The organism is Streptosporangium sp. G12 (genome assembly GCF_052983175.1).
Genome location: NZ_JBRIQO010000002.1, coordinates 1 through 21036, shown reverse-complemented (window position 1 = coordinate 21036; position 21036 = coordinate 1). Strand labels below are relative to the sequence as shown.

Sequence of the window (21036 nt, the reverse complement as noted above, 5' to 3'; positions counted from 1 at the left end):
CTGTGATCGGAGGAATCCGTTGCCCCGCCCCCCACGACGCCGTCTCGGCGTCGCACTCCTCGCCGCTCTCACCCTCGCCACCGGGTTATACGGCCAGAGCTCGGCCAACGCGGAGCCGTCAGCAAATATGACCACGCCAAATACACCCGATGACTTGACGCTCTGGTACGACAAACCGGCCACCGACTGGGAGACCCAGGCGCTGCCGATCGGCAACGGCGCGCTGGGCGCCATGGTGTTCGGCGGCGTGAACAGCGAGCAGATCCAGTTCAACGAGAAGTCCCTGTGGACCGGCGGCCCCGGCGCGAACGGCTACGACTTCGGCAACTGGACCTCCCCCAGGCCGAACGCGATCGCCGAGGTCAGGGCACAGATCGACCGCGACGGCAGGATGTCCCCCGAGGCGGTGGCGGCCAAGCTCGGCCAGCCCAAGAGCGGCTTCGGCGCCTACCAGACCTTCGGGGACCTCTGGCTGGACATGCCCGAGATCCCCGGGAACACCGTCACCGGCTACCGACGGGAGCTGGACCTGCGCGACGCGGTCGCCAGGGTCGGCTACACCGCGAACGGGGTGACCCACTCCCGCGAGTACTTCGCCAGCCACCCCGGCAACGTCGTCGTCGGCAAGGTCTCCGCCGACAAGCGCGGCAAGGTCTCCTTCACGCTGCGCACCTCCTCGCCTCGTGACGACAAGCAGGTCTCGGTCTCCAAGGGCCGCCTCACCGTCAAGGGCGTGCTCGCCGACAACGGCATGAGGTTCGAGTCGCAGGTCCAGGTGATCACCCGGGGCGGCACCCGCACCGACGGCACCGACAAGATCACCGTCACGGACGCCGACAGCGCGGTGTTCGTGCTGTCGGCGGGCACCGACTACTCCGACGTCTACCCGGCCTACCGGACCGTGGACCCGCACGCCAAGGTGACCAAGGCGGTCGACAGGGCCTCCCGCAAGTCGTACGAGGAGCTCAGGTCCGAGCACCAGGCCGACTACCGGAAGCTGTTCGACCGGGTCGAGCTGGACCTCGGGCAGAAGACCCCGGCCATCCCGACGGACAGGCTGCGCGCGGCGTACACCGGTGGCGCCTCGGCCGACGACCGGGCGCTGGAGGCGATGTTCTTCGCCTACGGCCGCTACCTGCTGATCGCCTCCTCCAGGGAGGGGTCGCTCCCGGCCAACCTGCAGGGCGTGTGGAACAACTCCACCAATCCCCCCTGGTCGGCCGACTACCACGTCAACATCAACCTGCAGATGAACTACTGGCTCGCCGAGCAGACCAACCTCGCCGAGACGACCGAGCCGTACGACAGCTACATCCGGTCGATGGTCGCCCCCGGGCAGAAGACCGCGAAGGAGATGTTCGGGGCGCGCGGCTGGGTGGTGCACAACGAGACCAACCCGTTCGGCTTCACCGGCGTGCACAACTGGGCCACCTCGTTCTGGTTCCCCGACGCGGCGGCGTGGGTGACCCAGCAGATGTACGACCACTACCGCTTCAGCGGCGACACCAAGTACCTGCGCAAGACCGCGTACCCGGTGATGAAGGGCGCGGCCGAGTTCTGGCTGGACACCCTCTACACCGACCCGCGTGACGGCAGGCTGGTGGTCTCCCCCAGCTACTCCCCCGAGCAGGGCGACTTCACGGCGGGCGCCTCGATGTCCCAGCAGATCGTCTTCGACCTGCTGACCAACACCCTGGAGGCGGCCGAGGAGCTGAAGACCGACAAGGCCTTCCAGTCCGAGGTGAAGGCCGCGCTGGCCAAGCTCGACCCGGGCATCAGGATCGGTTCCTGGGGACAGCTCCAGGAGTGGAAGGAGGACCTGGACGACCGGGGCAACACCCACCGGCACGTCTCCCACCTGTTCGCCCTGCACCCCGGACGGCAGATCACGGCCGGCACCCCGGAGGCCGAGGCGGCCAAGATCTCGCTCACCGCGCGGGGCGACGGCGGCACCGGCTGGAGCAAGGCGTGGAAGGTCAACTTCTGGGCCCGCCTGCTGGACGGCGACCACTCGCACAAGATGCTCAGCGAGCAGCTCAAGGGCTCCACGCTGGACAACCTGTGGGACACCCACCCGCCGTTCCAGATCGACGGCAACTTCGGCGCGACCTCCGGCATCGCCGAGATGCTGCTGCAGAGCCAGCACGACACGGTCCACGTGCTGCCCGCGCTGCCGTCGGCCTGGTCCACCGGGTCGGTCACCGGCCTGCGCGCCCGGGGCGACGTGACCGTGGACGCCTCGTGGAAGGACGGCAACGCCGACAGGGTCACCGTGCACGCCGGGACGTCCGGCCCCCTCAAGGTCCGCGCCGCCATGATCGGTGGCCGCTACCACGTCGAGGACGAGCGTGGCCGGACGATCACCCCGCACCGCGACGGTGACGTCATCACCATCGACGCCAAGGCGGGCAGGTCCTACACGCTCGTCAACGAGGTGACCGTCAAGATCACCGCCCCGGTCGTCGCGGGCGCCGGCGAGTCGATCCCGGTCACCGTCACCGTCACCGCGACCGGCCGGGAGAACGTGCCCGCCGGCACGCTGACCCTCGCCCTGCCGCAGGGCTGGACCGCCGCCCCCGCCTCGATCGAGGTGCCCGCCGTCTCGCCGGGCAACCCGAAGACCTTCACGTTCTCGGTGGCCGTCGGTCCCGCGAACGGGACCAGGTCCGCGCGGGTCGCGGCGGAGCTGTCGGGAAGCGGCTGGAAGGCCGGCGGCTCGGCGGCCGTCGGCCTCAACCCGTGCGTCTCCCCCCCGGCGGACCGGGCCGTCGTCGCCTGGGACCCGACGTCGGGAACGACCGTCACCGACACCTCCGGCAGCGGCAGGAACGCCACCGTCGTCGGCGGCGCGACCTACGACACCGGGGCCCCGAGCGGCAGCGGGCTGGTCCTGAACGGCTCGACCTACCTCACCACCGGGAACACCCTGCTGGGCTACCTGCCCGAGGCGACGTTCGCGGCCGAGGTCAAGATCGAGGGGACCGGCTACCGGCGACTCTTCGACTCCCAGCCCGGCGGCAACCCGGGCACCGACGGGATCATCGTCGACCTCACCCCCTCCAACACCCTGCGCTTCATCGGCGCCGGGCAGAACGTGGGGCTGAGCGGGACGATCCCGACCGGCCGCTACATCGACCTCGTCGTCACCATGGACCGCAACGGCGTGATCAACGCCTACGTCGACGGCACCCGGGTCGGCGGCGGCACGGCCACCAACGACGGCATCACCGGCTGCACCTCCCGGCCGCTGCGCTTCGGCGCCGACCAGGACGGCGGCCAGCGCCTGAGCGGCGCGGTCGACCGCATGGCCATCCTGCCGAAGGCCCTGACCGCCGCGGAGGTGGGAACCTGGCGCGACATCGCGTTCTGACCCCGGCGCTCCCGTACGCGGTCCACCCCCGGTTCCCCCGTCGGAACCGGTTCTGAATCCCCCGTGAGGCCCGGGACGCACCCACGCGTCCCGGGCCTCGCGACCGTGTGCGGTGCCGAGGGCCGCCGTGCGGGATGCCCGGCAGCATCGCGCGAAATGTCTGCGGCCGTGGTCCGGGGTCCTAACTTGACGGGCCCCCCCTGCCGTAATAGAACACGTTTCAGAAAGAGGAATCGCCAGACGCCCGATCAAGCGCCTGGTGGATCGGCGTGCCCCGGGCGGGAGGCGGGAACATCGGAAAGTCCCGCGATCGCCACGTTCGCGATGGATTCTCAGCGAACAGGGAGGGTACGCCGCTGACCGCACCCCAGGCCGTACCGACAATGAGCCGTGTCACGAGAACGCCGACCCGGCTCGCAGGAGGACCGATGGATATCGATCTGGTCGACCAGGACTTCTATTGGCGGAACGGCGCGCCGTACGAGCAGCTGGCCTGGCTACGGGCGAACGCGCCGGTCTACGCGCACCCGGGCGACACCGAGCGGGGCTGGCCCGGCTTCTGGGCGGTCACCAGGCACGCCGACGTGGTGCAGGTCTCCCGCCGCTCCGACCTGTTCTCCTCGAGCAGGAAACTCGCGCTCTTCAACGAGATGCCCGAGGACCAGATGGCCCTGCAGCGGATGATGATGCTCAACCAGGACCCGCCGGACCACACCCGGCGGCGCTCCCTGGTCAACCGGGGTTTCACCCCGCGCATGATGGGCGCCCTGGAGCAGCACATCCGCGACATCTGCCACGAGCTGGTGGACGAGGCCAAGGGACGCGGTTCGGTCGACTTCGTCAGGGACATCGCCGCCCCGCTGCCGCTGTACGTGATCTGCGAGCTGCTCGGCGCCCCCGTCGAGGACCGTGACAAGATCTTCAGCTGGTCCAACCAGATGATCGGGGCCGAGGATCCCGACTACGCGGCCGACCCCGAAGAGGGCACGAACGCGGCCATGGAGGTCTACGCCTACGCCAACGCCCTGGCCGCCGAGCGGCGCGCACAGCCCCGCGAGGACATCGTCACCAAGCTGATCATGCCCGACGCCGCCGGGGAGACGCTCACCGAGGAGGAGTTCGACCTGTTCGTGCTGCTGCTCGTGGTGGCGGGCAACGAGACCACCCGCAACGCGGCCTCGGGCGGCATGCTCGCCTTCTTCGAGAACCCCGAGCAGTGGCGGCGACTGGTCGCCGACCGCGCCCTCGCCCGCACCGCGGCCGACGAGATCGTCCGCTGGGTCTCCCCGGTGAACCTCTTCCGCCGTACGGCCACCACCGACACGACGATCGGCGGGCAGGAGGTCAAGGAGGACGACAAGATCGTGGTCTTCTACAGCTCCGCCAACCGGGACGAGGAGGTGTTCGCCGATCCCGGCGTCTTCGACATCGGTCGTGACCCCAACCCGCACATCGGCTTCGGCGGCGGCGGGGCCCACTTCTGCCTGGGCAACCATCTCGCCAAGCTGGAACTGCGGGTCCTCTTCGAGGTGCTGGCCGAGCGGCTGCCCGGCCTGGAGCAGGCCGGTGAGGCCCGCCGCCTGCGGTCCAACTTCATCAACGGCATCAAGGACCTGCCGGTCTCCGTCGCCTGAGGTCCGGCGCCGCCGGGGACGACACCGAGAACTCCACCGAGAGCGACACGGAGAACGACGCCGGAGACGGCGCCGAAAGGCCATGCGGGGCCGGGCGGCCCCGCATGGCCTTTCTCGTGCCGACATGCCGGCGGCTGCGGTGATGTCGGTGGCATGGGGAAAGGCCGGAGAGATCCCCGCCTCTCCGGCTCGTCCAGCGGGTCACAGGGGTGACAACGCCCCCACCTTTTAAACATTTTGTTGAACACTAGATATTGACAACAAGTTGTTCGACGGCTCATCCTGGTCGCATGCCCGCTTCTCATGACGGATCATCCGACCCCTTCACGCCTCCCGACCCGGGCCTGACCCGGGCGCATCGCGAGTACGCCTCCCTGTCGCGCATCGCCGAGCGCCACGCGGCCGATGAGGGCCGGCGCCTCCGGCAGGTCCACCCCACGGTCCTCGGAGCCCACGAGGCCGTCAGGCTCGTGACGTTCCTCCTGAGCGGCAGCGCCCATCGCGAGGAGGGCGAGCCGGAGGTGGACCACGCCGACATCACCGCCGCCCTGACCCTCCTGCCCAGGGTCCGCGCGGAAATGGACGAGCTGGAGGCGTCGCTCCTCCTCATGGCGCGGGGCCGCGACCTCACCTGGCAGGAGATCGCGTTTGGTCTCGGCCTCGCCACCCCCCAGGCGGCCAAGCAACGCTACGAGCGCCTGGCGGGCCGCACCACCGCCCGGCCGGCCCAGAAGCCGGGTTGAGCGACCGGTGTTCTCCGGTGGCCTCGCGGTGCTCCTTCTTCGCATGCCGGGGTGATCGTTGCCGGTCACCGGGAGAGGAGAGGCGGCCACATGGTGTCGTTCCTCGCCGGGTTCACCCGAGTGCGGCGCTGTCCATCTCGCGTGCCGGCCTGCCGGAGCTCTTGTTCTCGTCCGAGGTCGGCAGGCCCGCGGAAGCCAGCAGAGCCAGCTTTTCCGCATCGCTGGACCCGGCTTCCGGGTGATACACGACGAGCATCAGGCCCTCGGTTCCGCCTATGCCCAGTCGTTCCCGGTTGAGGGTCAGTTCCCCGACCTGCGGGTGGTTGATCCGCATCAGCGACCCGCGCTGCCCGCGGACCTCGTGGCGGGCCCAGAGCCGACGGAAATGGGGACTCGCCAGTGAGAGTTCTCCGGTGAGCTCGATGAAGCGAGGATCGTCGATGTCGTTGCCCACGGACTGCCGCAGGTTCGCGACGAGGCATTCCGTGACGTCTTTCCAGTCCGGGTGCAGAGCCTGCTCGGCCGGATCCAGGAACATGTCCCTCAGCTGGTTGCCCCCTGCGGCGAGGCCGGGAGAGAGTGCCCTGGCAAGACTGTTCGAGGCCAAGATGTCGAAGTACCGGCCTTCGATGAAAGCGGGCTGGACGAGGGAGTCCAGGAGCTTGAGGGCGCCGGGCGGCGGGATCTCCCTGGGCGGCCGGCGTCTGCGCCGCCGGGGTGCCTCCGAGACCAGGGTCCGCAGATGGGCGATGTGGTCGTCGTCGAGGTGGAGCACGCGAGCGATCGACTCGAGCACCTGCGCGGACGGGTTGCGATCGCGGCCCCGTTCCAACCGCAGGTAGTAGTCGGCGCTGATGCCGGCGAGCATGGCGACCTCCTCGCGCCGCAGCCCGGGCACACGCCGCACACCGACGCCGGGAATGCCCGCCTGCTGAGGCGTCACCAGCTCGCGCCGGGCACGCAGGTACGCGCCGAGGGCGTTCGTCGTCGCGCTCATGAGGCCGGCCCAGGACTCCGCGAGGCGCACAGAGGGGGCCCTGTCACACCCCAGGCTCGAGAGGGCTCTGGTCGAGGCGAGTAGCTCCGCATAGCGTGCTCAACGGTCCGCTCGGGCCACATATTTCGCGAGGAGTGACATGACCGTCACACTGATCACCGGGGCCAACAAGGGCATCGGTTTCGAGACAGCCAAGCAGCTTCTGGAGCTGGGGCACGTCGTCTACCTCGGTGCGCGTGACGTCGAGCGAGGCGAGAAGGCCGCGGCGGCGCTGGGCGCACGATTCGTGCAGCTCGATGTGACCGACGACGCGTCGGTGAACAACGCGCTGGCGACGATCGATGCGGCCGAGGGCCGGCTCGACGTCCTGGTGCACAACGCGGGCATCCTCGGGGACGGAGCCGGCGACGGCCCCACGGCTCTGCGAGTCTTCGACACCAACGCGGTGGGAATCGTGCGCGTCACGGAGGCGGCGCTTCCCCTGCTGCGCAGATCCTCGAACCCCACCGTGGTCACCGTCTCGAGCAGCGCCGGGTCGTTCTGGGCGGTGAACAACCCCGACCGGCCGGAGTTCCACGTGAGGGCTGCGCTTTACTCCGCGTCCAAGGCAGCGGCTACCATGCTCACGGTCCAGTACGCCAAGTCCCAGCCGGGCATCAAGTTCAACGCGCTCGAGCCGGGCTTCACCGCCACCGACATGACCGCCGGCCTGCCTTTCGAAGGTGGAAGATCACCGGAAGAGAGCGCCAGAACCGTCGTGCGTCTGGCGACTCTCGCCGCGGACGGCCCGACAGGAAGGTTCCAGGACGAGGCCGGGGAACTGCGCTGGTGAGCGCGCAGGAACGATCGAGGGGTTCGGGGTGTTCGCCGGCGAGTCCGGATGGGTGACGCGTCGTAAGACCTCGGAAGAGGTCTGGGCCGTGCCGGAGCCACTGCCGAAGCCGCTGCCGAAGCCGAAGGAAACCGGGGCAGGCCGTGCCGGATCGGCGCCCGTCCGATGAACCCGCTCGCGGAGCGTGCCGGCGGTGGGCCGGGCGTCGCCCGCCCGGCCTGCGCCTCAGGAAGGGCGAACCTCCCCTCGACGCCGGAGCAGTTCCTCGATCAGGTCGGCCGCGCGGACGGTGCCGCCCTCGCCCCGGACCTCGTCCTGGAGCTTCGCCAGCCGCGCCGCCACCTCCGGGTCGGAGGTGAGGTCGAGCAGGGCGGCGCGCAGCGCCTCGGGGGTGGCCTCCTCGGTGTCGATCCGGCGGCCGACCCCGAGCTCCACGAGCCTGTCGGCGTTGCCGAACTGGTCGGCGGCCTGCGGGACGGCGATCATCGGGACGCCGCAGTACAGGCCCTCCTGGGTGCCGCCCATGCCCGCGTGGGTGACGAACGCGTCGGCCTGCTCCAGGATCGAGAGCTGCGACACCCAGGGGTGCACCTCGACGTTGGCGGGGATCACCCCGAGTTCCGCCCGGTCCACGAACTTTCCGACCTGGAGGACGACGTGCCAGCCGGGCAGGTCGCCGAAGGCCGCCAGGCAGGAGCGGTAGAAGCCCGGCAGGTTGGTGAAGGCCGACCCCAGGGAGACGAGCAGCACCTTCTCCGCGCCCTCGGGGCGGACCCAGGGTTCCTGGTGGGAGCGGGTGGCGAAGCAGGGTCCGGTGAAGGTGATCCGGGCGGGATCGACCCGGTCGGCGTTGGGCTGCATGACCTTCGGGATGAGCGCCAGTGCCCGTGGCGGGCGGCCCCCGAAGTCATCGGAGTCGATGCCGTGGATGCCGTTGTCGCGCAGCCACTCCTCGAACCGCCGGTAGTGCTCGGCCCCGCCCGGAGCCCTCCTCAGCTCCTCGAGCATCGGCGCCATGTCCTCCCGGTAGCCCTCCCAGCCCACGTAGGTCGGCGAGAGCTGCATCAGGGGGATGTCCCAGTTCTCCGCGAGCACCCGGGCGGTGTAGCCCCCGATGTCGTAGAGGAACAGGTCGGGCCGGTCGTTCTCGTACGCGGCGCGGAGCTGCGGCAGCATCGAGATCGCGTCGTCGAGGAAGACGTCGAGCTGGGCGATCGGGTCCTCCGGCCACTCGGCGGTGTCGCCCATGGGCAGGGTCGAGGTGTACGGGACGAACTCGGCGCCGGCGCCGGTGATCACCTCGGCGAAGGAGGGGTCGTTGGCGTAGGTCACCCGGTGCCCGCGCGCCACCAGCTCCCTGATCACCTCGATGCTCGGGTTCACGTGGCCCGGCGCGGGGATGCTGACCATCGCGATGTGCGCACGTCGGGGCATGGTTTCTCCTCTGTCGGATCTTCGGGGTATCGCGAGAAACGATACGTTCCGTCTCGTCGATGGGTACAGCATCACCCCTGCCGTGCACGATGTCAAGACGAGACGTTCCGGCTCGCCTAGCGGGCGAGAGCCCGCCGGGTCAGGCCGGGCGGGTCAGGCCGGGCCACTTCGGGACCGCTTAAGGGCCCCTTCGACACCGCTTCGAGGTCACCCGGAGCCGTCCCGGCGCCGGGGCGACTCCGGGCCGGGGCGGGGGCGGGGCCGCTCCGGGCGAGCCCACGGACGGAAAAAGGCCCCGGGAACGGGAGGCCCGGGGACAGGAGGCTCGGGGACGGGAGGCTCAGGGCCAGGAGGAGTCCTGGTCGGGGTCGCCGCCCTCGGAGAGCAGCTTGACGTCCGACTCGACCATCATCGCCACGAGTTCCTCGAAGGTGACCGTGGGCTCCCAGCCGAGCTGGACGCGGGCCTTCTTCGGGTCGGCGCACAGCAGGTCGACCTCCGCCGGACGGTGCAGGTTCTGGTCGGTGACCACGTACCGCTCCCAGTCGAGCCCGGCGGCGGTGAAGGCGGCCTCCACGAGGTCGCGGACGGTGTGGGTGCGGCCGGTGCCGATCACGTAGTCCTCCGGCGTGTCCGCCTGGAGCATCAGGTGCATCGCGCGGACGTAGTCTCCGGCGAACCCCCAGTCGCGCCGCGCCTCCATGTTGCCCAGGCGCAGCTCGGAGGCGAGGCCGAGCTTGATCCTGGCCACGCCGAGCGTCACCTTCCTGGTGACGAACTCGGCTCCCCGGCGCGGGGACTCGTGGTTGAACAGGATCCCCGACACCGCGTACATGCCGTAGGACTCGCGGTAGTTCTGCGTCAGGAAGTGCCCGTACGCCTTGGCCACCCCGTACGGCGAGCGGGGGTGAAAGGGGGTGATCTCGGTCTGCGGGGTCTCGCGGACCTGGCCGAACATCTCCGAGGAGGAGGCCTGGTAGAACCGGATCTGGCCCGAGCCCGCCGCCGTGCGCGAGGAGGAGATGCCCGAGCAGACCCGGATGGCCTCGAGCATGCGCAGCACGCCCATGCCGGTCACCTCCGCGGTGAGCTCGGCCTGCTCCCACGACATGGGGACGAAGGAGATGGCGCCCAGGTTGTAGACCTCGTCGGGCTGGACCTTCTCGACGGCGGAGATCAGCGAGCCCTGGTCGAGCAGGTCACCCCGGACGAGCTGGACGTCCTGGAGAAGCTTGCGAAGCCGTGACACGCGGGGGTTGGCCTGCCCTCGGGCGAGGCCGGAGACCTCGTAGCCCTGACTGAGCAGGCACTCGGCCAGATAGGAACCGTCCTGCCCGGTGATACCGGTGATCAGCGCGCGCCTGGCCAACGCGTCCTCCTCGCTTGCGGGGGCGGCGACCTATGCCTGGTCTTGTGCCGTTTGATGGCGAATGTACCCGCACACCCCCCGGCGGGCACCAGCACCCCACGGCACAGCACACCTAGAACGCGTTACACCGAATCACGCTCGGTAAGGCTAACTTCCCAGTTCGCACCCTGTGAAGCACGATCTAGGAACAATTCCACATCAAGTAGAACAGAGCCCATGAATGGTAGGGTCCGAGGACTAAGGTCATCTTTCACGGTACCTGTCCCCTTTTCGGACAGGTTGAGAAGGGGGTTGCCGTGCCGGGTGCTGAATCACTGCGCGTCGCGCTGCTGTCGTACCGCAGCAAGCCGACCTGTGGTGGGCAGGGCGTCTACCTGCGTCATCTCAGCCGCGAGCTGGTCGCCCTGGGGCACAGCGTGGAGGTCTTCTCCGGCCAGCCCTACCCGGAGCTCGACGAGGGCGTCGTCCTCACCAAGATTCCCAGCCTGGATCTGTACCGCGACGAGGACCCCTTCCGCACCCCCGGACTGCGGGAGTACCGCGACTGGATCGACCTGCTCGAGGTCGGCACCATGTGGACCGCCGGATTCCCCGAGCCGCTCACCTTCAGCCTGCGGGCGTACCGCGAGCTGAAGAAGCGCGTCGGCGACTTCGACGTCGTGCAGGACAACCAGACCCTCGGCTACGGCGTGCTCGGCATCCAGAAGCTGTTCCCGGTGGTCGGGACCATCCACCACCCGATCAGCGTGGACCGGCGCATCGAGCTGAAGGCCGCGACGCTGCGCAAGAAGATCCCCATGCGGCGCTGGTACGGCTTCGTGCGCATGCAGGCCAAGGTCGCGCCGCGGCTCAACCCGATCCTGACCGTCAGCGAGTCGTCCCTCGCCGACATCCACCGCGACTTCAACGTGCCGCAGAAGAACATGCGGCTCATCCCGCTGGGCGTCGACACCCGCTACTTCCACCCGCGCCCGGAGATGCCCAAGCGGCCCGGCTCCATCGTCGCGGTGGCCAGCGCCGACTCCCCGATGAAGGGCGTCGCGACGCTGCTGCGGGCGGTGGCGAAGCTCGCCACCGAGCGCGACGTCAACCTCACCGTGGTCAGCAGGCCCACCCCCGGCGGCCCGACCGAGAAGCTCGTCGCCGAGCTGGCGCTGCAGGACCGGGTCAGGTTCGTCCACGGCATCTCCGACACCGAGCTGGGCGAGCTGATCGCCACCTCCGAGATCTCGGTCGTCCCCTCCCTGTACGAGGGCTTCTCGCTCCCGGCCGTCGAGCACATGGCCTGCGGCACCCCGCTGGTCGCCAGCCGTACCGGGGCGCTGCCCGAGGTCGTCGGCGACGCCGCCGTGCAGGTGGCGCCGGGCGACCCCGAGGAACTGGCCGCGGTGCTGCGCCGCCTGCACGACTCCCCCGAGGAGCGGGCGGCGGTGGGCAGGAAGGGCTACGACCGGGTGATGGAGCGCTTCACCTGGAACGTCGTCGCCAAGCGGACCGTGGAGGCCTACCACGAGGCCATCCAGGCCCGCCGCGCGACGTGAGCGACACCCCCGAACGAGACCACCTGTGAAGAGGAGCGGCGAGTGCTGACTGTCGACTTCGACCGGCTGCCCGTGGGACCGGGGAACCGAGTCCTGGACCTGGGCTGTGGCGGCGGACGGCATGCCTTCGAGGTGCTGCGGCGCGGTGCCGACGTGGTGGCCTTCGACATGGACGCCAAGGAGCTGGAGGGCGTGGCGAGCATGTTCGCCGCGATGGACAAGGCCGGGGAGGTGCCGCCCGAGGCGACGGCGGACACCGTGACGGGCGACGCGCTCGACATGCCGTTCGAGGACGGCAGCTTCGACCGGGTGATCGCGGCCGAGGTGCTGGAGCACATCCCCGACGACATGGCCGCGATGCGCGAGATCTTCCGGGTGCTCAAGCCGGGCGGCCAGGCGGCCGTCACCGTGCCGAGCTTCCTGCCCGAACGGATCTGCTGGGCACTCGACGAGGCGTACCACACCGCTCCCGGCGGGCACGTCCGCATCTACACGCTGGCCGAGCTGAGCGCGAAGCTCAAGTCGACGGGCTTCACCGTCGGCCCGCACCACCACGCCCACGGCCTGCACGCGCCGTACTGGTGGATCAAGTGCGCGGTCGGCGTCGGCAACGACGACCACCCGCTCGCCAAGGCGTACCACGAGCTGCTGGTCTGGGACATCATGAAGCGTCCCGCCGCCACCAGGATCGCCGAGGCGGTGCTCAACCCGCTCATCGGCAAGAGCGTGGTGCTCTACGTCCGGAAGCCTGCGTGAACTCTGAGGGAGAAGCGGTGAGCGGCTCCATGGGGTGGGAAATGCAGTGGGAACAGGTCGTCCGGACCGCGTGGAGCATCGCGGCGGTGCAGGAGCCCGACGGCGGCGTCCCGTGGCCCGAGGGGCACGTGGACGCCTGGAACCACGTCGAGTGCCTGATGGCGATGAGCGTGGCGGGACTCACCGACCCGGTTCGCCGGGGGTACGACTGGCTGGCCCGCACGCAGCGGGCCGACGGTTCCTGGCCGATGAAGCTGGTCGGCGGCGAGGCCGTCGAACAGGGCGGGGAGTCCAACCACGCCGCGTACGTCGCGGTCGGCGTCCGGCACGAGCTGCTGGTGACCGGGGACGAGGAATTCGCGCGGCGGATGTGGCCGGTCGTCCGGGCGGCGCTGGACTTCGTGGTCGGCCTGCAGACCACCCGGGGTGAGATCGTCTGGGAGCGCGCGGCCGACGGCAGGCCCGCCGAATACGCCCTGCTGACCGGCTGCGCCTCCATCCACCAGGGCCTGCGCTGCGGCGTGCTGCTCGGCGAGCACCTGGGCGATCCGCAACCCGACTGGGAGCTCGCCGCCGACCAGCTCGGCCACGTGCTGGCCGCCCACCCCGAGGCGTTCGCCGACAAGAGCCGCTTCTCGATGGACTGGTACTACCCGATCCTGGGCGGCGCGGTACGCGGCCCGGCCGCGGAGGCGCGGCTGGCCGAGGAGTGGGACACGTTCGTGGAACCGGACCTCGGCATCCGCTGCGTCTCCGACCAGCCGTGGGTGACCGGCGCCGAGACGTGCGAGCTGGTGCTGGCCCTCGACGCCCTGGGCGACCGGGAGCGGGCGTCGAAGCTCTTCTCGGACATGCAGCACCTGCGGCACGAGGACGGCTCGTACTGGACCGGCTGGCAGTTCGTGAACGAGAAGCACTTCCCGCACGAGCGCTCGGCCTACACCGCGGCCGCGGTCGTGCTCGCCGCCGACGCGCTGGCCGGGCACACCCCCGCCTCGGGCATCTTCCGCGACGCGGGCGCGTACGTGACCGACCGGCCCACCGCCGCCTGCGGCTGCAGCCACGCCCGTTCCAGGGGCTGACCCCCGGTCCCGCACCTCCCGTCACGACCCGTCCACGACCCCGGCATCGACCCCGGCCGCGGGGAGGTGGCGCGGAGCCCCGGTCGGCGGGCCCGGCGGGGACTCCCGGCCGGGCCTGCGGCGTTTTCTTTGCACGGAATCAGAAACGCGGTGCTTGAAGGGCCGGAGGCGGCTCACTACGTTCGGGTCCGTGAGTAACGCGGAGGGCACTCGGACGGTGGCTCAGAGCGACGACGCGGAGACGTCCGACGCGAGAACCGGCACCGAGGCCGTCGACCCGCCGGACCTCCCGGCGCCCTCCCACACTCCGGACCTCCCGACGCCTCCCGGCACGCCGGACACTTCGGGTCCTCCCGATCCCGCCGACCTCCCACCCCCGCCGGAAGCGCCGGAAGCGCCGACTCCTCCCGCCCTCCCGGACCTTCAGGACCTTCAGGACTCCCCGGCCTCCCCTCCGTCCCACCGCGAACCCCCGCGTCCTTTCGAGCCCCCGCACCCGCCCGAAGCCTCGAAGAACCCGCCCGAGTCCTCGGATCCGCCGGAAGCGCCGGATCCGTCCCCGCCTCCGGAGCCCCGGGAGTCCCTCACCCCGGTCAGGCCGAAGGGCATGGCCCGGCTGCTGTGGCAGGACCCGGCCCGGATGGGGTTCGGGGTGCGGCGGTTCCGGCTGGGGCCGGCGCGCGAGCTCCTGGAGGGCGCGGGCGGGGCGTTCGTCTCCGGCTTCAACGCGGTGGTCGCCGGGGAGACCGAGCGGATCGACGACCTCCGCGAGGACCTGCGCGGCTTCGCGTACGAGGGCGCGGGCATGGCCTGCGCCACCCTCGACGTGCTCACCCTCACCGGCGGGCGCCGGCTCAGGGAGCTGCTGAGCGGGCAGGGCCTGCGCCACCCGCACCTCATCCACATGGGCACCGGCCGGGCGTACGCCCGCATGCGGCTGCGGCCGATGTGGGGCGTCCACTCGGTGCATCCGCTGCTGCGCTGGCTGGCCCACGACGGCTTCGGCTTCCACCAGGGTTTCTTCTCCTCCGACCGGACGGTGGGACGCCAGCGCACGGCCGGGCTGATGGACCGGACGCGGCGGGCGATCTTCGACCAGGGGCTGGGGCGGATGCTCTGGTTCCACGAGTGCGCGGGGGCGGGCGACGTCGTGCTGCGCGTCACCGAGTTCCCCGCGGGACGCCGCGCCGACCTGTGGAGCGGGGTGGGCCTGGCCGCCACGTACACCGGGGGCGCGAGCACCGCGGACCTGGGACGGCTGGCCTCGGCCGCGGCCGAGGACGGCTTCCGCGCCCACCTCGCCCAGGGCTGCGCCTTCGCCTGCGCCGCCCGGCTGATCTCGGCCGTCGTCCCCGAGCACACCGTCGCCGCCGCCCCCGTGCTGTGCGGGGCCGAGGTGGACGAGGCGGCGGGCTGGACCGACACCGCGCTCGTCGCGCTGGGCCACAACGCGCACAGCGACGACCACTACCAGGCCTGGCGGGCGGGGGTCAGGAAGGCCTGGGCACGGCGCGACCGCGACTCATGACACTCATGACACCTACGACCACGCATGACCACGATTCGGAGGGCGGTGGGAACGGTGCCGGGGGTTCGCAGGTACGCGGCGGGAGTCCTGGCCCTGGTGGCCGCGACCGCCGGGTGGAGGCTGACCGCCCTGCCGGACGCCTCGGCCGTGGAGGCGTCCGCCGGCTTCTCCTTCCACGCGAGGCGGCTGGGCCCGCCCGCGGAGCCCGGTGACCGCGTCCTGCGGCCGGTCGCGCCGGGGTACGCGAACCTCCAAAGCCGGGTGTCGTCGCTGGGTGCCGGGGTGGCCCTGTTCGACGTGGACGACGAGGTCGTCGCCGACGACCTGTGCCTGGTCGACCCCCGCCGCGACACGGTGACCGTCAGGCCGGCGCCGGGGACCTCCCGCGGCTACCGGCCGTTCACGCTGGTACCCCCGCAGCGCGGGCGGCACGAGGCGCCGACCGGGTGCCTGCCCGCCGACCTCGACCAGGACGGCTGGGAGGACCTGGTCGTCTACTACTGGGGCCGCTCCCCCTCCCTGTTCCTGCGCGTGCCCGGGGCGCCCCCGTCCGGCGCGGCCTTCCGCCACCGCGCGCTGACCGGCGAACCGGAGATCTGGAACACCAGCGCCGCCACGGCCGGTGACTTCGACGGGGACGGCCGCCTCGACCTGGTCTTCGGCAACTACTTCCCCGACGGCGTCAGGGTGCTGGGCGGCGGCGCCGACCACGGCGACGCCGTGATGCCCGACTCGCTGTCCGCCGCCGCCAACGGGGGCGGCGACCGGCTCTACCGGGCGACGGGACCCGCGGTGTTCACCGAGGCCGAGGGGGTGTTCGACGAGGTCGAGGGCGGTGCGGGGGGCGGGGGCTGGACCCTCGCGCTGGGCGCCCAGGACCTGGACGGCGACGGGCGGCCCGAACTGTACGTGGCCAACGACTTCGGCCCCGACCACCTGCTGGTCAACGAGTCTGCGCCCGGCAGGATCCGGTTCACCGAGGCCCGGGGCACCCGGCACCTGACGACCCCGCACTCCCGGGTCCTCGGCCGCGACTCGTTCACGGGGATGGGGGTGGCCTTCACCGACCTCAACGCCGACGGCAGGCCGGACATCCTGGTGAGCAACCTCACCGGGAACCACGCGTCGCACGAGAGCAACTTCGCCTTCGTCTCACGACCCGGCGGGCTCCACGAGGGTCACGCGCCGTACGACGACCTCGGCGAGGAACTGGGGCTGAGCCGCAGCGGCTGGTCCTGGGACGTCAAGGCCGCCGACTTCGACAACGACGGCATCGACGAGATCATGCACGCGACCGGGTTCGTCAGGGGCGAGGCCGACCGGTGGGCGCGGCTGCGGGAGGCGGCCTCGGCCAACGACCTGTTCTTCTCCCGCCCCTCGCTGTGGCCGGACCTGCGGGCCGGGGACGACCTGTCGGGCCGCGACACCAACACCTTCTTCACCAGGGGCCCGGACGGCCGCTACGTGGACGTGGCGCGGCGGGCCGGTGTCAGCGGCGACGACAGTGACGACGGCGACGGCGACACGGTCAGCCGGGCGTTCGCCGTGGGCGACGTCGACGACGACGGGCGGCTGGACTTCGCGGTCGCCAACCAGTGGTCCGCGTCGGTGCTCTACCGCAACCACGGCCCGACGGCCCCGTTCGTGGGCCTGCGGCTCCGCCTCCCCGCGGGCGCCTGCGGCACGGCCACCGCGACACCCCTCGCGTGGACGCCCACGGGGCGGGCGCGACCCGGGCCGACACGGCCCGCCATCGGAGCCGTCGCCACGGTGCGCCTGCCCGGCGGGGTCACGCGCAGCAGGCAGCTCTACCCCGCCAACGGCCACAACGGCGTCTCCGCGCCCGAGCTGCTGTTCGGCCTGGGCGACGACCTGCCGGGCGCCACCGTCCCCGTCGAGATCTCCTGGAGGGACGCCTGCGGCGGCGCCCGTACCGCGTCGCTGTCCCTGGAGCCCGGCTGGCACCGGATCCTGCTGGCCGGCGGCCGCGCCGCGGAGGTCCGGCGGCCGTGAACGCCGACCGGAGGCGGGACGAGGCGTTCCGGAGGCTGGCGGAGTCCCTCACCCTGATCACCGTGCTCGGGCACACCGTGCTCGGGTTCGAGCAGTCCTGCCTGGCACCGGTGGTCGGCGTGCTCACCGGCGTGACCGCCGAGTTCGCGCTGGAGACCGTGGAGGCGTGGTCGCGGCGGCGCCCGGCCCGCTACCTCGGGGTGCCCCGCGCCCGGGTCGCCGGCTTCTTCCTGCCCTCCTACGTCTGCGGCCTGCTCTGCGCGATGCTGCTGTACGGCAACGGGCACCTGATGCCGGTCGCGCTGGCCGTCCTCGTCGGCGTCGGCGGCACGTACGTCTTCCGCGTGACGGCGCCACCGGCACCACAGGCGCCGCGGGTCCCGAAGGCGCGTGAGACGCCGGAGACGGCGAGAGAGGCCGGCGGGGCGGGGCGGACCGCCGAGGACGCGCCGGGCAGGCCGTTCCTGAACCCGGCGGCCTTCGGGGTCGTCGCCGTGCTGCTGCTGTTCCCGTGGGTCGGGCTCGCTCCGGCGTACCAGTTCACCGCGTGGGTCTCGGGGCCGTTCGACCTGGTCGTGCCGCTGGCCGTGCTGGTCTGGGGAACGGCGGTGAACGCCAGGCTCGCGGGGAGGCTGCCGCTGGTCATCGGCTGGGTCGGCGGGTTCGCCCTGCAGGCGCTGGTCAGGGGAGGGCTGACCGACGTGTCGGCGGTCGGCGCCCTGCTGCCGATGACCGGGACGGCCTTCGCCCTCTACACCGGATACATGATCATCGACCCTGCCACGTCCCCGGCCAGGCCGCGCGACCAGGTCGCGTTCGGCCTGGCCACCGCGGCGGTCTACGGGCTGCTCGTCCAGTTCCACGTCGTCTTCGGGCTGTTCCTCGCCCCGGTGGTCGTCGGTGCGGGCCGGAGTCTCCGGACGGCCCTTCACGACCGCCTCCACCCGCCCGGCGCCGGCGGTCCGGTGGCGGGCGGGTCGTCCGGGGAGCTCAGCCGATACCGGGACCGACCCGTTCGAGCACCCGCAGCGAGCCCTCCTGCCGGACCTCCTTGAACGCGCCGGAGGCGAGCACCCGCTGGTAGACGCGGTAGGGAGCCTGCCCGCCCTTGGCCGGGTCCGGGTAGATGTCGTGGAAGACCAGGGCACCACCCGGCATGACGTGCGGCGCCCACCCCTCGTAGTCCTTGGTCACCGGATCCTCGGAGTGGCCGCCGTCGATGAAGAGCATCGCCAGCGGGGTGTTCCACAGCGCGGCGACGCGCTCGGACCTGCCGACGATCGCGACGACCTCGTCCTCCAGACCGGCGGAGGCGATGGTGGCCCGGAACGTGGGCAGCGAGTCCATCTTGCCGAAGCGCAGGTCCATCAGCGTGGGGTCGTGGTGGGCCCAGCCCGGCTGGATCTCCTCGGAGCCCCGGTGGTGGTCGACGGTGAAGACGACGGACCCGGCCTGCCGGGCCCCCGCCCCGAGGTAGACGGCGGACTTCCCGCAGTAACTGCCGATCTCGCAGATCGGGCCGCGCGGGCCGTACTCGGCGGCGATCTCGAACAGCGCGATTCCCTCCTGGTGTGGCATGAAACCCTTGGCGCGCTGGGCGACGTACAGCAGGTCGGCCGGCATGGTGGCGATGCTCATCGCAGCAGACTACCGAGACCGAACAACATTCCGAATGCCCTTGCCCGACCTTGTGGAACGTGTTCTACTTTGCACCGTGAACCAGCGCGCCCGCATCGTGATGTCCGACGACGAGGTGACGGCTTTCGTCGGAGAGTCACGGAAGCTGCAACTCGGCACGATCAACCCTGACGGGACACCGCACATGGTGACCATGTTCTACGGGCTGACCGAGGGCAAGATCTCGTTCTGGACCTACGGCAAGGCGCAGAAGACACTCAACATCCAGCGCGACGCCCGGGTGAGCTGCCTGATCGAGGCCGGGGACGAATACTCCGACCTGCGCGGCGTCCTGGTCTACGGGGTCGCGCGGAGGATCGACGACCCCGAGGGCATCCTCGACGTCGGTATGAACGTGGCCAGACGGATGGCCGGGATGCCCGACGCGGAGGAACTCCTCACGGAGTACGTGGCCTACACCGGCCGCAAAAGGGTCGCCTTCGTGGTCGAGCCGAGTCGAGTGATCTCCTGGGATCACCGTAAGCTCGCCATTCCCGGTTAGGAGGCCCGTATGAAAATCAACGTCGACTATCTGGTCTGCGAGGCCAATGCGATCTGCATGGGACTCGCCCCGGAGGTCTTCGAGCTCGACGACGACGACCAGCTGCACCTGCTGCTGCCTGAGCCGCCGCCGGAGATGATGGACCGCGTCCGGCACGCGGTCCGGTCCTGTCCCAAAGCCGCCCTCTCCCTTGAGGAGAACTAGGAGGACCCCCCATGCGTGGTGCGCTTCTGCATGCCGTCGGCGACGACAAGCTCGACATCCGCGATGACTTCACCCTCGCACCGGTAGGCCCCACGGACGTCCGCATCAAGATCAGGGCCACCGGCGTCTGCCATTCGGACCTGTCGGTGATCAGCGGCGTGCTGCCCATGCCGCTGCCGGTGATCCCCGGTCACGAGGGCGCGGGCGTGGTCGTCGAGGTCGGCGACCACGTGACCTCGGTCCAGCCCGGCGACCACGTCATCCTCAACTGGACCCCGGCATGCGGCAGCTGCGCGAACTGCCTGGTGAACCAGCCGTTCCTGTGCATGACGTACGTGATGGACAGCTTCGTCAACGCCCGCTTCCGCTACGGCGGCGACACCCCGGCGTTCGGCATGGCCGGGTGCGGCAGCTGGTCCGAGGAGGTCGTCGTGCCCTGGCAGGGCGCGATCAAGGTCGATCCCGACGTGCCGTTCGAGGCGGCGGCCCTGATCGGCTGCGGGATCACCACCGGTGTGGGCGCGGCGCTGAACACGGCCAAGGTGCGGGCGGGCTCGACCGTCGCCGTGGTCGGCGCGGGCGGCATCGGCCTGTCGGTGATCCAGGGGGCCCGCATCTCCGGCGCCACCACGATCCTCGCGATCGACCCGCTGGAGTCCAAGCACGCCCTCGCCAAGAAGGTCGGCGCGACCCACGCCATCACCCCGGACCAGCTCATGGACGCGGTCGGCACGCTCACCGGCGGCGCCGGGTTCGACTACGGTTTCGAGGCCGTCGGCAAGTCCGCCGCCATCATGACGGCCTGGCAGGCCACCCGCCGGGGCGGCGACACAATCGTGGTGGGCGCGGGCGCGATGGACGACAACGTCCCGCTGAGCGCCTTCAGCCTGCTGTTCGAGGGCAAGAACATCCTCAGCTCGCTGTACGGCGGCTCGGACGTCCGGCGCGACTTCCCGTTCTTCGCGGGGCTCTACAAGGCGGGCAAGCTCGACCTGGAGAGCATGATCAGCTCTCGTATCAAGCTGGCCGACCTCAACGACGCGGTGGCGGCGCTCAGGGGCGGCGAGGTGCTGCGCCAGATCGTCGTCATGGACTGAGGCACGTCCGGTCCGACCCTCGGCCGGGTCACCGGGCCGCCCGCCTGAGCGGGGCGGACCGGTGGCCCGGCCGTGTTCACCGTGGTTCACCGTGCGCGTCTCAGCCTTCGGCCGGGGGTTCAGTCCGAGGAGAAGGCGGCGTCGAAGGCGGTGGTGGGCGGGGTGATGGCGTTGAGCTTGCGGATGACGGCCAGCGCGTCGGGGGCGCCGTCGAGGCGGTCCATGCCGGCGTCCTCCCACTCGATGGAGATGGGTCC

17 protein-coding genes and 1 pseudogene are annotated in these 21036 nt (G+C 71.0%); 13 read left to right on the top strand and 5 right to left on the bottom strand.

Features of this window, described 5'->3' with window-relative positions; genetic code table 11:
- The first annotated feature begins 154 nt into the window (after window positions 1-154).
- The 3 genes from ACVCAG_RS03345 (at window position 155) to ACVCAG_RS03335 (ending at window position 5747) form a co-directional block, all read left to right on the top strand.
- Window positions 155-3370: a glycosyl hydrolase family 95 catalytic domain-containing protein gene (locus ACVCAG_RS03345; RefSeq protein WP_440084455.1), complete on the top strand. Its 3216-nt coding sequence runs from the start codon at window positions 155-157 to the stop codon at window positions 3368-3370.
- 428 nt (window positions 3371-3798) lie between these two features.
- Window positions 3799-5004, top strand: a complete 1206-nt coding sequence (locus ACVCAG_RS03340) for a cytochrome P450 (protein WP_440084454.1) — start codon at window positions 3799-3801, stop codon at window positions 5002-5004.
- 290 nt (window positions 5005-5294) lie between these two features.
- On the top strand, window positions 5295-5747 hold the full coding sequence (locus ACVCAG_RS03335; protein WP_440084453.1) for a DNA-binding protein: 453 nt from the start codon (window positions 5295-5297) through the stop codon (window positions 5745-5747).
- A gap of 112 nt (window positions 5748-5859) precedes the next feature.
- On the opposite strand, the gene ACVCAG_RS03330 is transcribed toward ACVCAG_RS03335, so the two are convergent.
- Window positions 5860-6744 carry an MmyB family transcriptional regulator gene (locus ACVCAG_RS03330; protein WP_440084452.1) on the bottom strand — a complete coding sequence of 295 codons (885 nt, stop codon included), beginning with the start codon at window positions 6742-6744 and terminating at the stop codon, window positions 5860-5862.
- 139 nt (window positions 6745-6883) lie between these two features.
- Here ACVCAG_RS03330 and ACVCAG_RS03325 point away from each other — a divergent pair, with 139 nt between their 5' ends.
- A complete protein-coding gene (locus ACVCAG_RS03325; protein WP_440084451.1) occupies window positions 6884-7576 on the top strand; it encodes an SDR family NAD(P)-dependent oxidoreductase in 693 nt (230 codons plus the stop codon).
- Window positions 7577-7801: 225 nt separating this feature from the next.
- Here the strand turns inward: ACVCAG_RS03325 and ACVCAG_RS03320 are convergent, their stop codons facing one another.
- Entirely contained in the window at window positions 7802-9010 is a 1209-nt protein-coding gene (locus ACVCAG_RS03320) for a macrolide family glycosyltransferase (protein WP_440084450.1), read from the bottom strand.
- Window positions 9011-9350: 340 nt separating this feature from the next.
- Window positions 9351-10379, bottom strand: a complete 1029-nt coding sequence (locus ACVCAG_RS03315) for a GDP-mannose 4,6-dehydratase (protein WP_440084449.1) — start codon at window positions 10377-10379, stop codon at window positions 9351-9353.
- A 296-nt stretch (window positions 10380-10675) separates the two neighbouring features.
- Here ACVCAG_RS03315 and ACVCAG_RS03310 point away from each other — a divergent pair, with 296 nt between their 5' ends.
- From ACVCAG_RS03310 to ACVCAG_RS03285, 6 genes are all read left to right on the top strand, one after another.
- Window positions 10676-11920: a glycosyltransferase gene (locus ACVCAG_RS03310; RefSeq protein ID WP_440084448.1), complete on the top strand. Its 1245-nt coding sequence runs from the start codon at window positions 10676-10678 to the stop codon at window positions 11918-11920.
- Between the two features lie 42 nt (window positions 11921-11962).
- The gene (locus ACVCAG_RS03305) at window positions 11963-12676 is read left to right on the top strand and encodes a methyltransferase domain-containing protein (RefSeq protein WP_440084447.1); all 714 of its coding nucleotides are present in this window, start codon (window positions 11963-11965) and stop codon (window positions 12674-12676) included.
- Between the two features lie 29 nt (window positions 12677-12705).
- Window positions 12706-13758 (top strand): prenyltransferase, encoded by a 1053-nt coding sequence (locus tag ACVCAG_RS03300; protein ID WP_440084640.1) that lies wholly within the window; start codon window positions 12706-12708, stop codon window positions 13756-13758.
- Window positions 13759-14365: 607 nt separating this feature from the next.
- Complete coding sequence (locus ACVCAG_RS03295; protein ID WP_440084446.1) at window positions 14366-15286, top strand: DUF1702 family protein; 921 nt, start codon at window positions 14366-14368, stop codon at window positions 15284-15286.
- A 24-nt stretch (window positions 15287-15310) separates the two neighbouring features.
- Window positions 15311-17299: a CRTAC1 family protein gene (locus tag ACVCAG_RS03290; protein WP_440084445.1), complete on the top strand. Its 1989-nt coding sequence runs from the start codon at window positions 15311-15313 to the stop codon at window positions 17297-17299.
- Complete coding sequence (locus ACVCAG_RS03285; RefSeq protein ID WP_440084444.1) at window positions 17296-18354, top strand: enediyne biosynthesis protein UnbU; 1059 nt, start codon at window positions 17296-17298, stop codon at window positions 18352-18354. The genes ACVCAG_RS03290 and ACVCAG_RS03285 overlap by 4 nt, the downstream gene beginning before the upstream one ends.
- Here the strand turns inward: ACVCAG_RS03285 and ACVCAG_RS03280 are convergent.
- A complete protein-coding gene (locus tag ACVCAG_RS03280) occupies window positions 18290-18937 on the bottom strand; it encodes a class I SAM-dependent methyltransferase (protein WP_362696934.1) in 648 nt (215 codons plus the stop codon). The two genes, ACVCAG_RS03285 and ACVCAG_RS03280, sit on opposite strands and share 65 nt — an antisense overlap.
- A 76-nt stretch (window positions 18938-19013) precedes the next feature.
- Between ACVCAG_RS03280 and ACVCAG_RS03275 the strand changes: the two genes are divergently transcribed.
- From ACVCAG_RS03275 to ACVCAG_RS03265, 3 genes are read left to right on the top strand one after another with little or no spacing between them, the layout of a single operon-like run.
- Window positions 19014-19478, top strand: coding sequence for a pyridoxamine 5'-phosphate oxidase family protein (locus ACVCAG_RS03275; protein WP_362696936.1), 465 nt, complete (start codon window positions 19014-19016; stop codon window positions 19476-19478).
- A gap of 9 nt (window positions 19479-19487) precedes the next feature.
- The gene (locus ACVCAG_RS03270) at window positions 19488-19682 is read left to right on the top strand and encodes a ferredoxin (RefSeq protein ID WP_362696938.1); all 195 of its coding nucleotides are present in this window, start codon (window positions 19488-19490) and stop codon (window positions 19680-19682) included.
- An 11-nt stretch (window positions 19683-19693) separates the two neighbouring features.
- A complete protein-coding gene (locus ACVCAG_RS03265) occupies window positions 19694-20779 on the top strand; it encodes an alcohol dehydrogenase catalytic domain-containing protein (RefSeq protein WP_440084443.1) in 1086 nt (361 codons plus the stop codon).
- Between the two features lie 119 nt (window positions 20780-20898).
- Here the strand turns inward: ACVCAG_RS03265 and ACVCAG_RS03260 are convergent.
- A pseudogene (locus tag ACVCAG_RS03260) lies at window positions 20899-21036 on the bottom strand (sugar phosphate isomerase/epimerase); the annotation flags it as partial.

What these genes read in the sequence shown, in the direction of transcription:
- ACVCAG_RS03340 (WP_440084454.1), top strand. Translation starts at nt 3,799, where the DNA reads ATGGATATCGATCTGGTCGACCAGGACTTCTATTGGCGGAACGGCGCG.
- ACVCAG_RS03335 (WP_440084453.1), top strand. Translation starts at nt 5,295, where the DNA reads ATGCCCGCTTCTCATGACGGATCATCCGACCCCTTCACGCCTCCCGAC.
- ACVCAG_RS03330 (WP_440084452.1), bottom strand. Translation starts at nt 6,744, where the DNA reads ATGAGCGCGACGACGAACGCCCTCGGCGCGTACCTGCGTGCCCGGCGC.
- ACVCAG_RS03325 (WP_440084451.1), top strand. Translation starts at nt 6,884, where the DNA reads ATGACCGTCACACTGATCACCGGGGCCAACAAGGGCATCGGTTTCGAG.
- ACVCAG_RS03320 (WP_440084450.1), bottom strand. Translation starts at nt 9,010, where the DNA reads ATGCCCCGACGTGCGCACATCGCGATGGTCAGCATCCCCGCGCCGGGC.
- ACVCAG_RS03300 (WP_440084640.1), top strand. Translation starts at nt 12,706, where the DNA reads ATGGGGTGGGAAATGCAGTGGGAACAGGTCGTCCGGACCGCGTGGAGC.
- ACVCAG_RS03295 (WP_440084446.1), top strand. Translation starts at nt 14,366, where the DNA reads ATGGCCCGGCTGCTGTGGCAGGACCCGGCCCGGATGGGGTTCGGGGTG.
- ACVCAG_RS03290 (WP_440084445.1), top strand. Translation starts at nt 15,311, where the DNA reads ATGACCACGATTCGGAGGGCGGTGGGAACGGTGCCGGGGGTTCGCAGG.
- ACVCAG_RS03280 (WP_362696934.1), bottom strand. Translation starts at nt 18,937, where the DNA reads ATGAGCATCGCCACCATGCCGGCCGACCTGCTGTACGTCGCCCAGCGC.
- ACVCAG_RS03270 (WP_362696938.1), top strand. Translation starts at nt 19,488, where the DNA reads ATGAAAATCAACGTCGACTATCTGGTCTGCGAGGCCAATGCGATCTGC.
- ACVCAG_RS03265 (WP_440084443.1), top strand. Translation starts at nt 19,694, where the DNA reads ATGCGTGGTGCGCTTCTGCATGCCGTCGGCGACGACAAGCTCGACATC.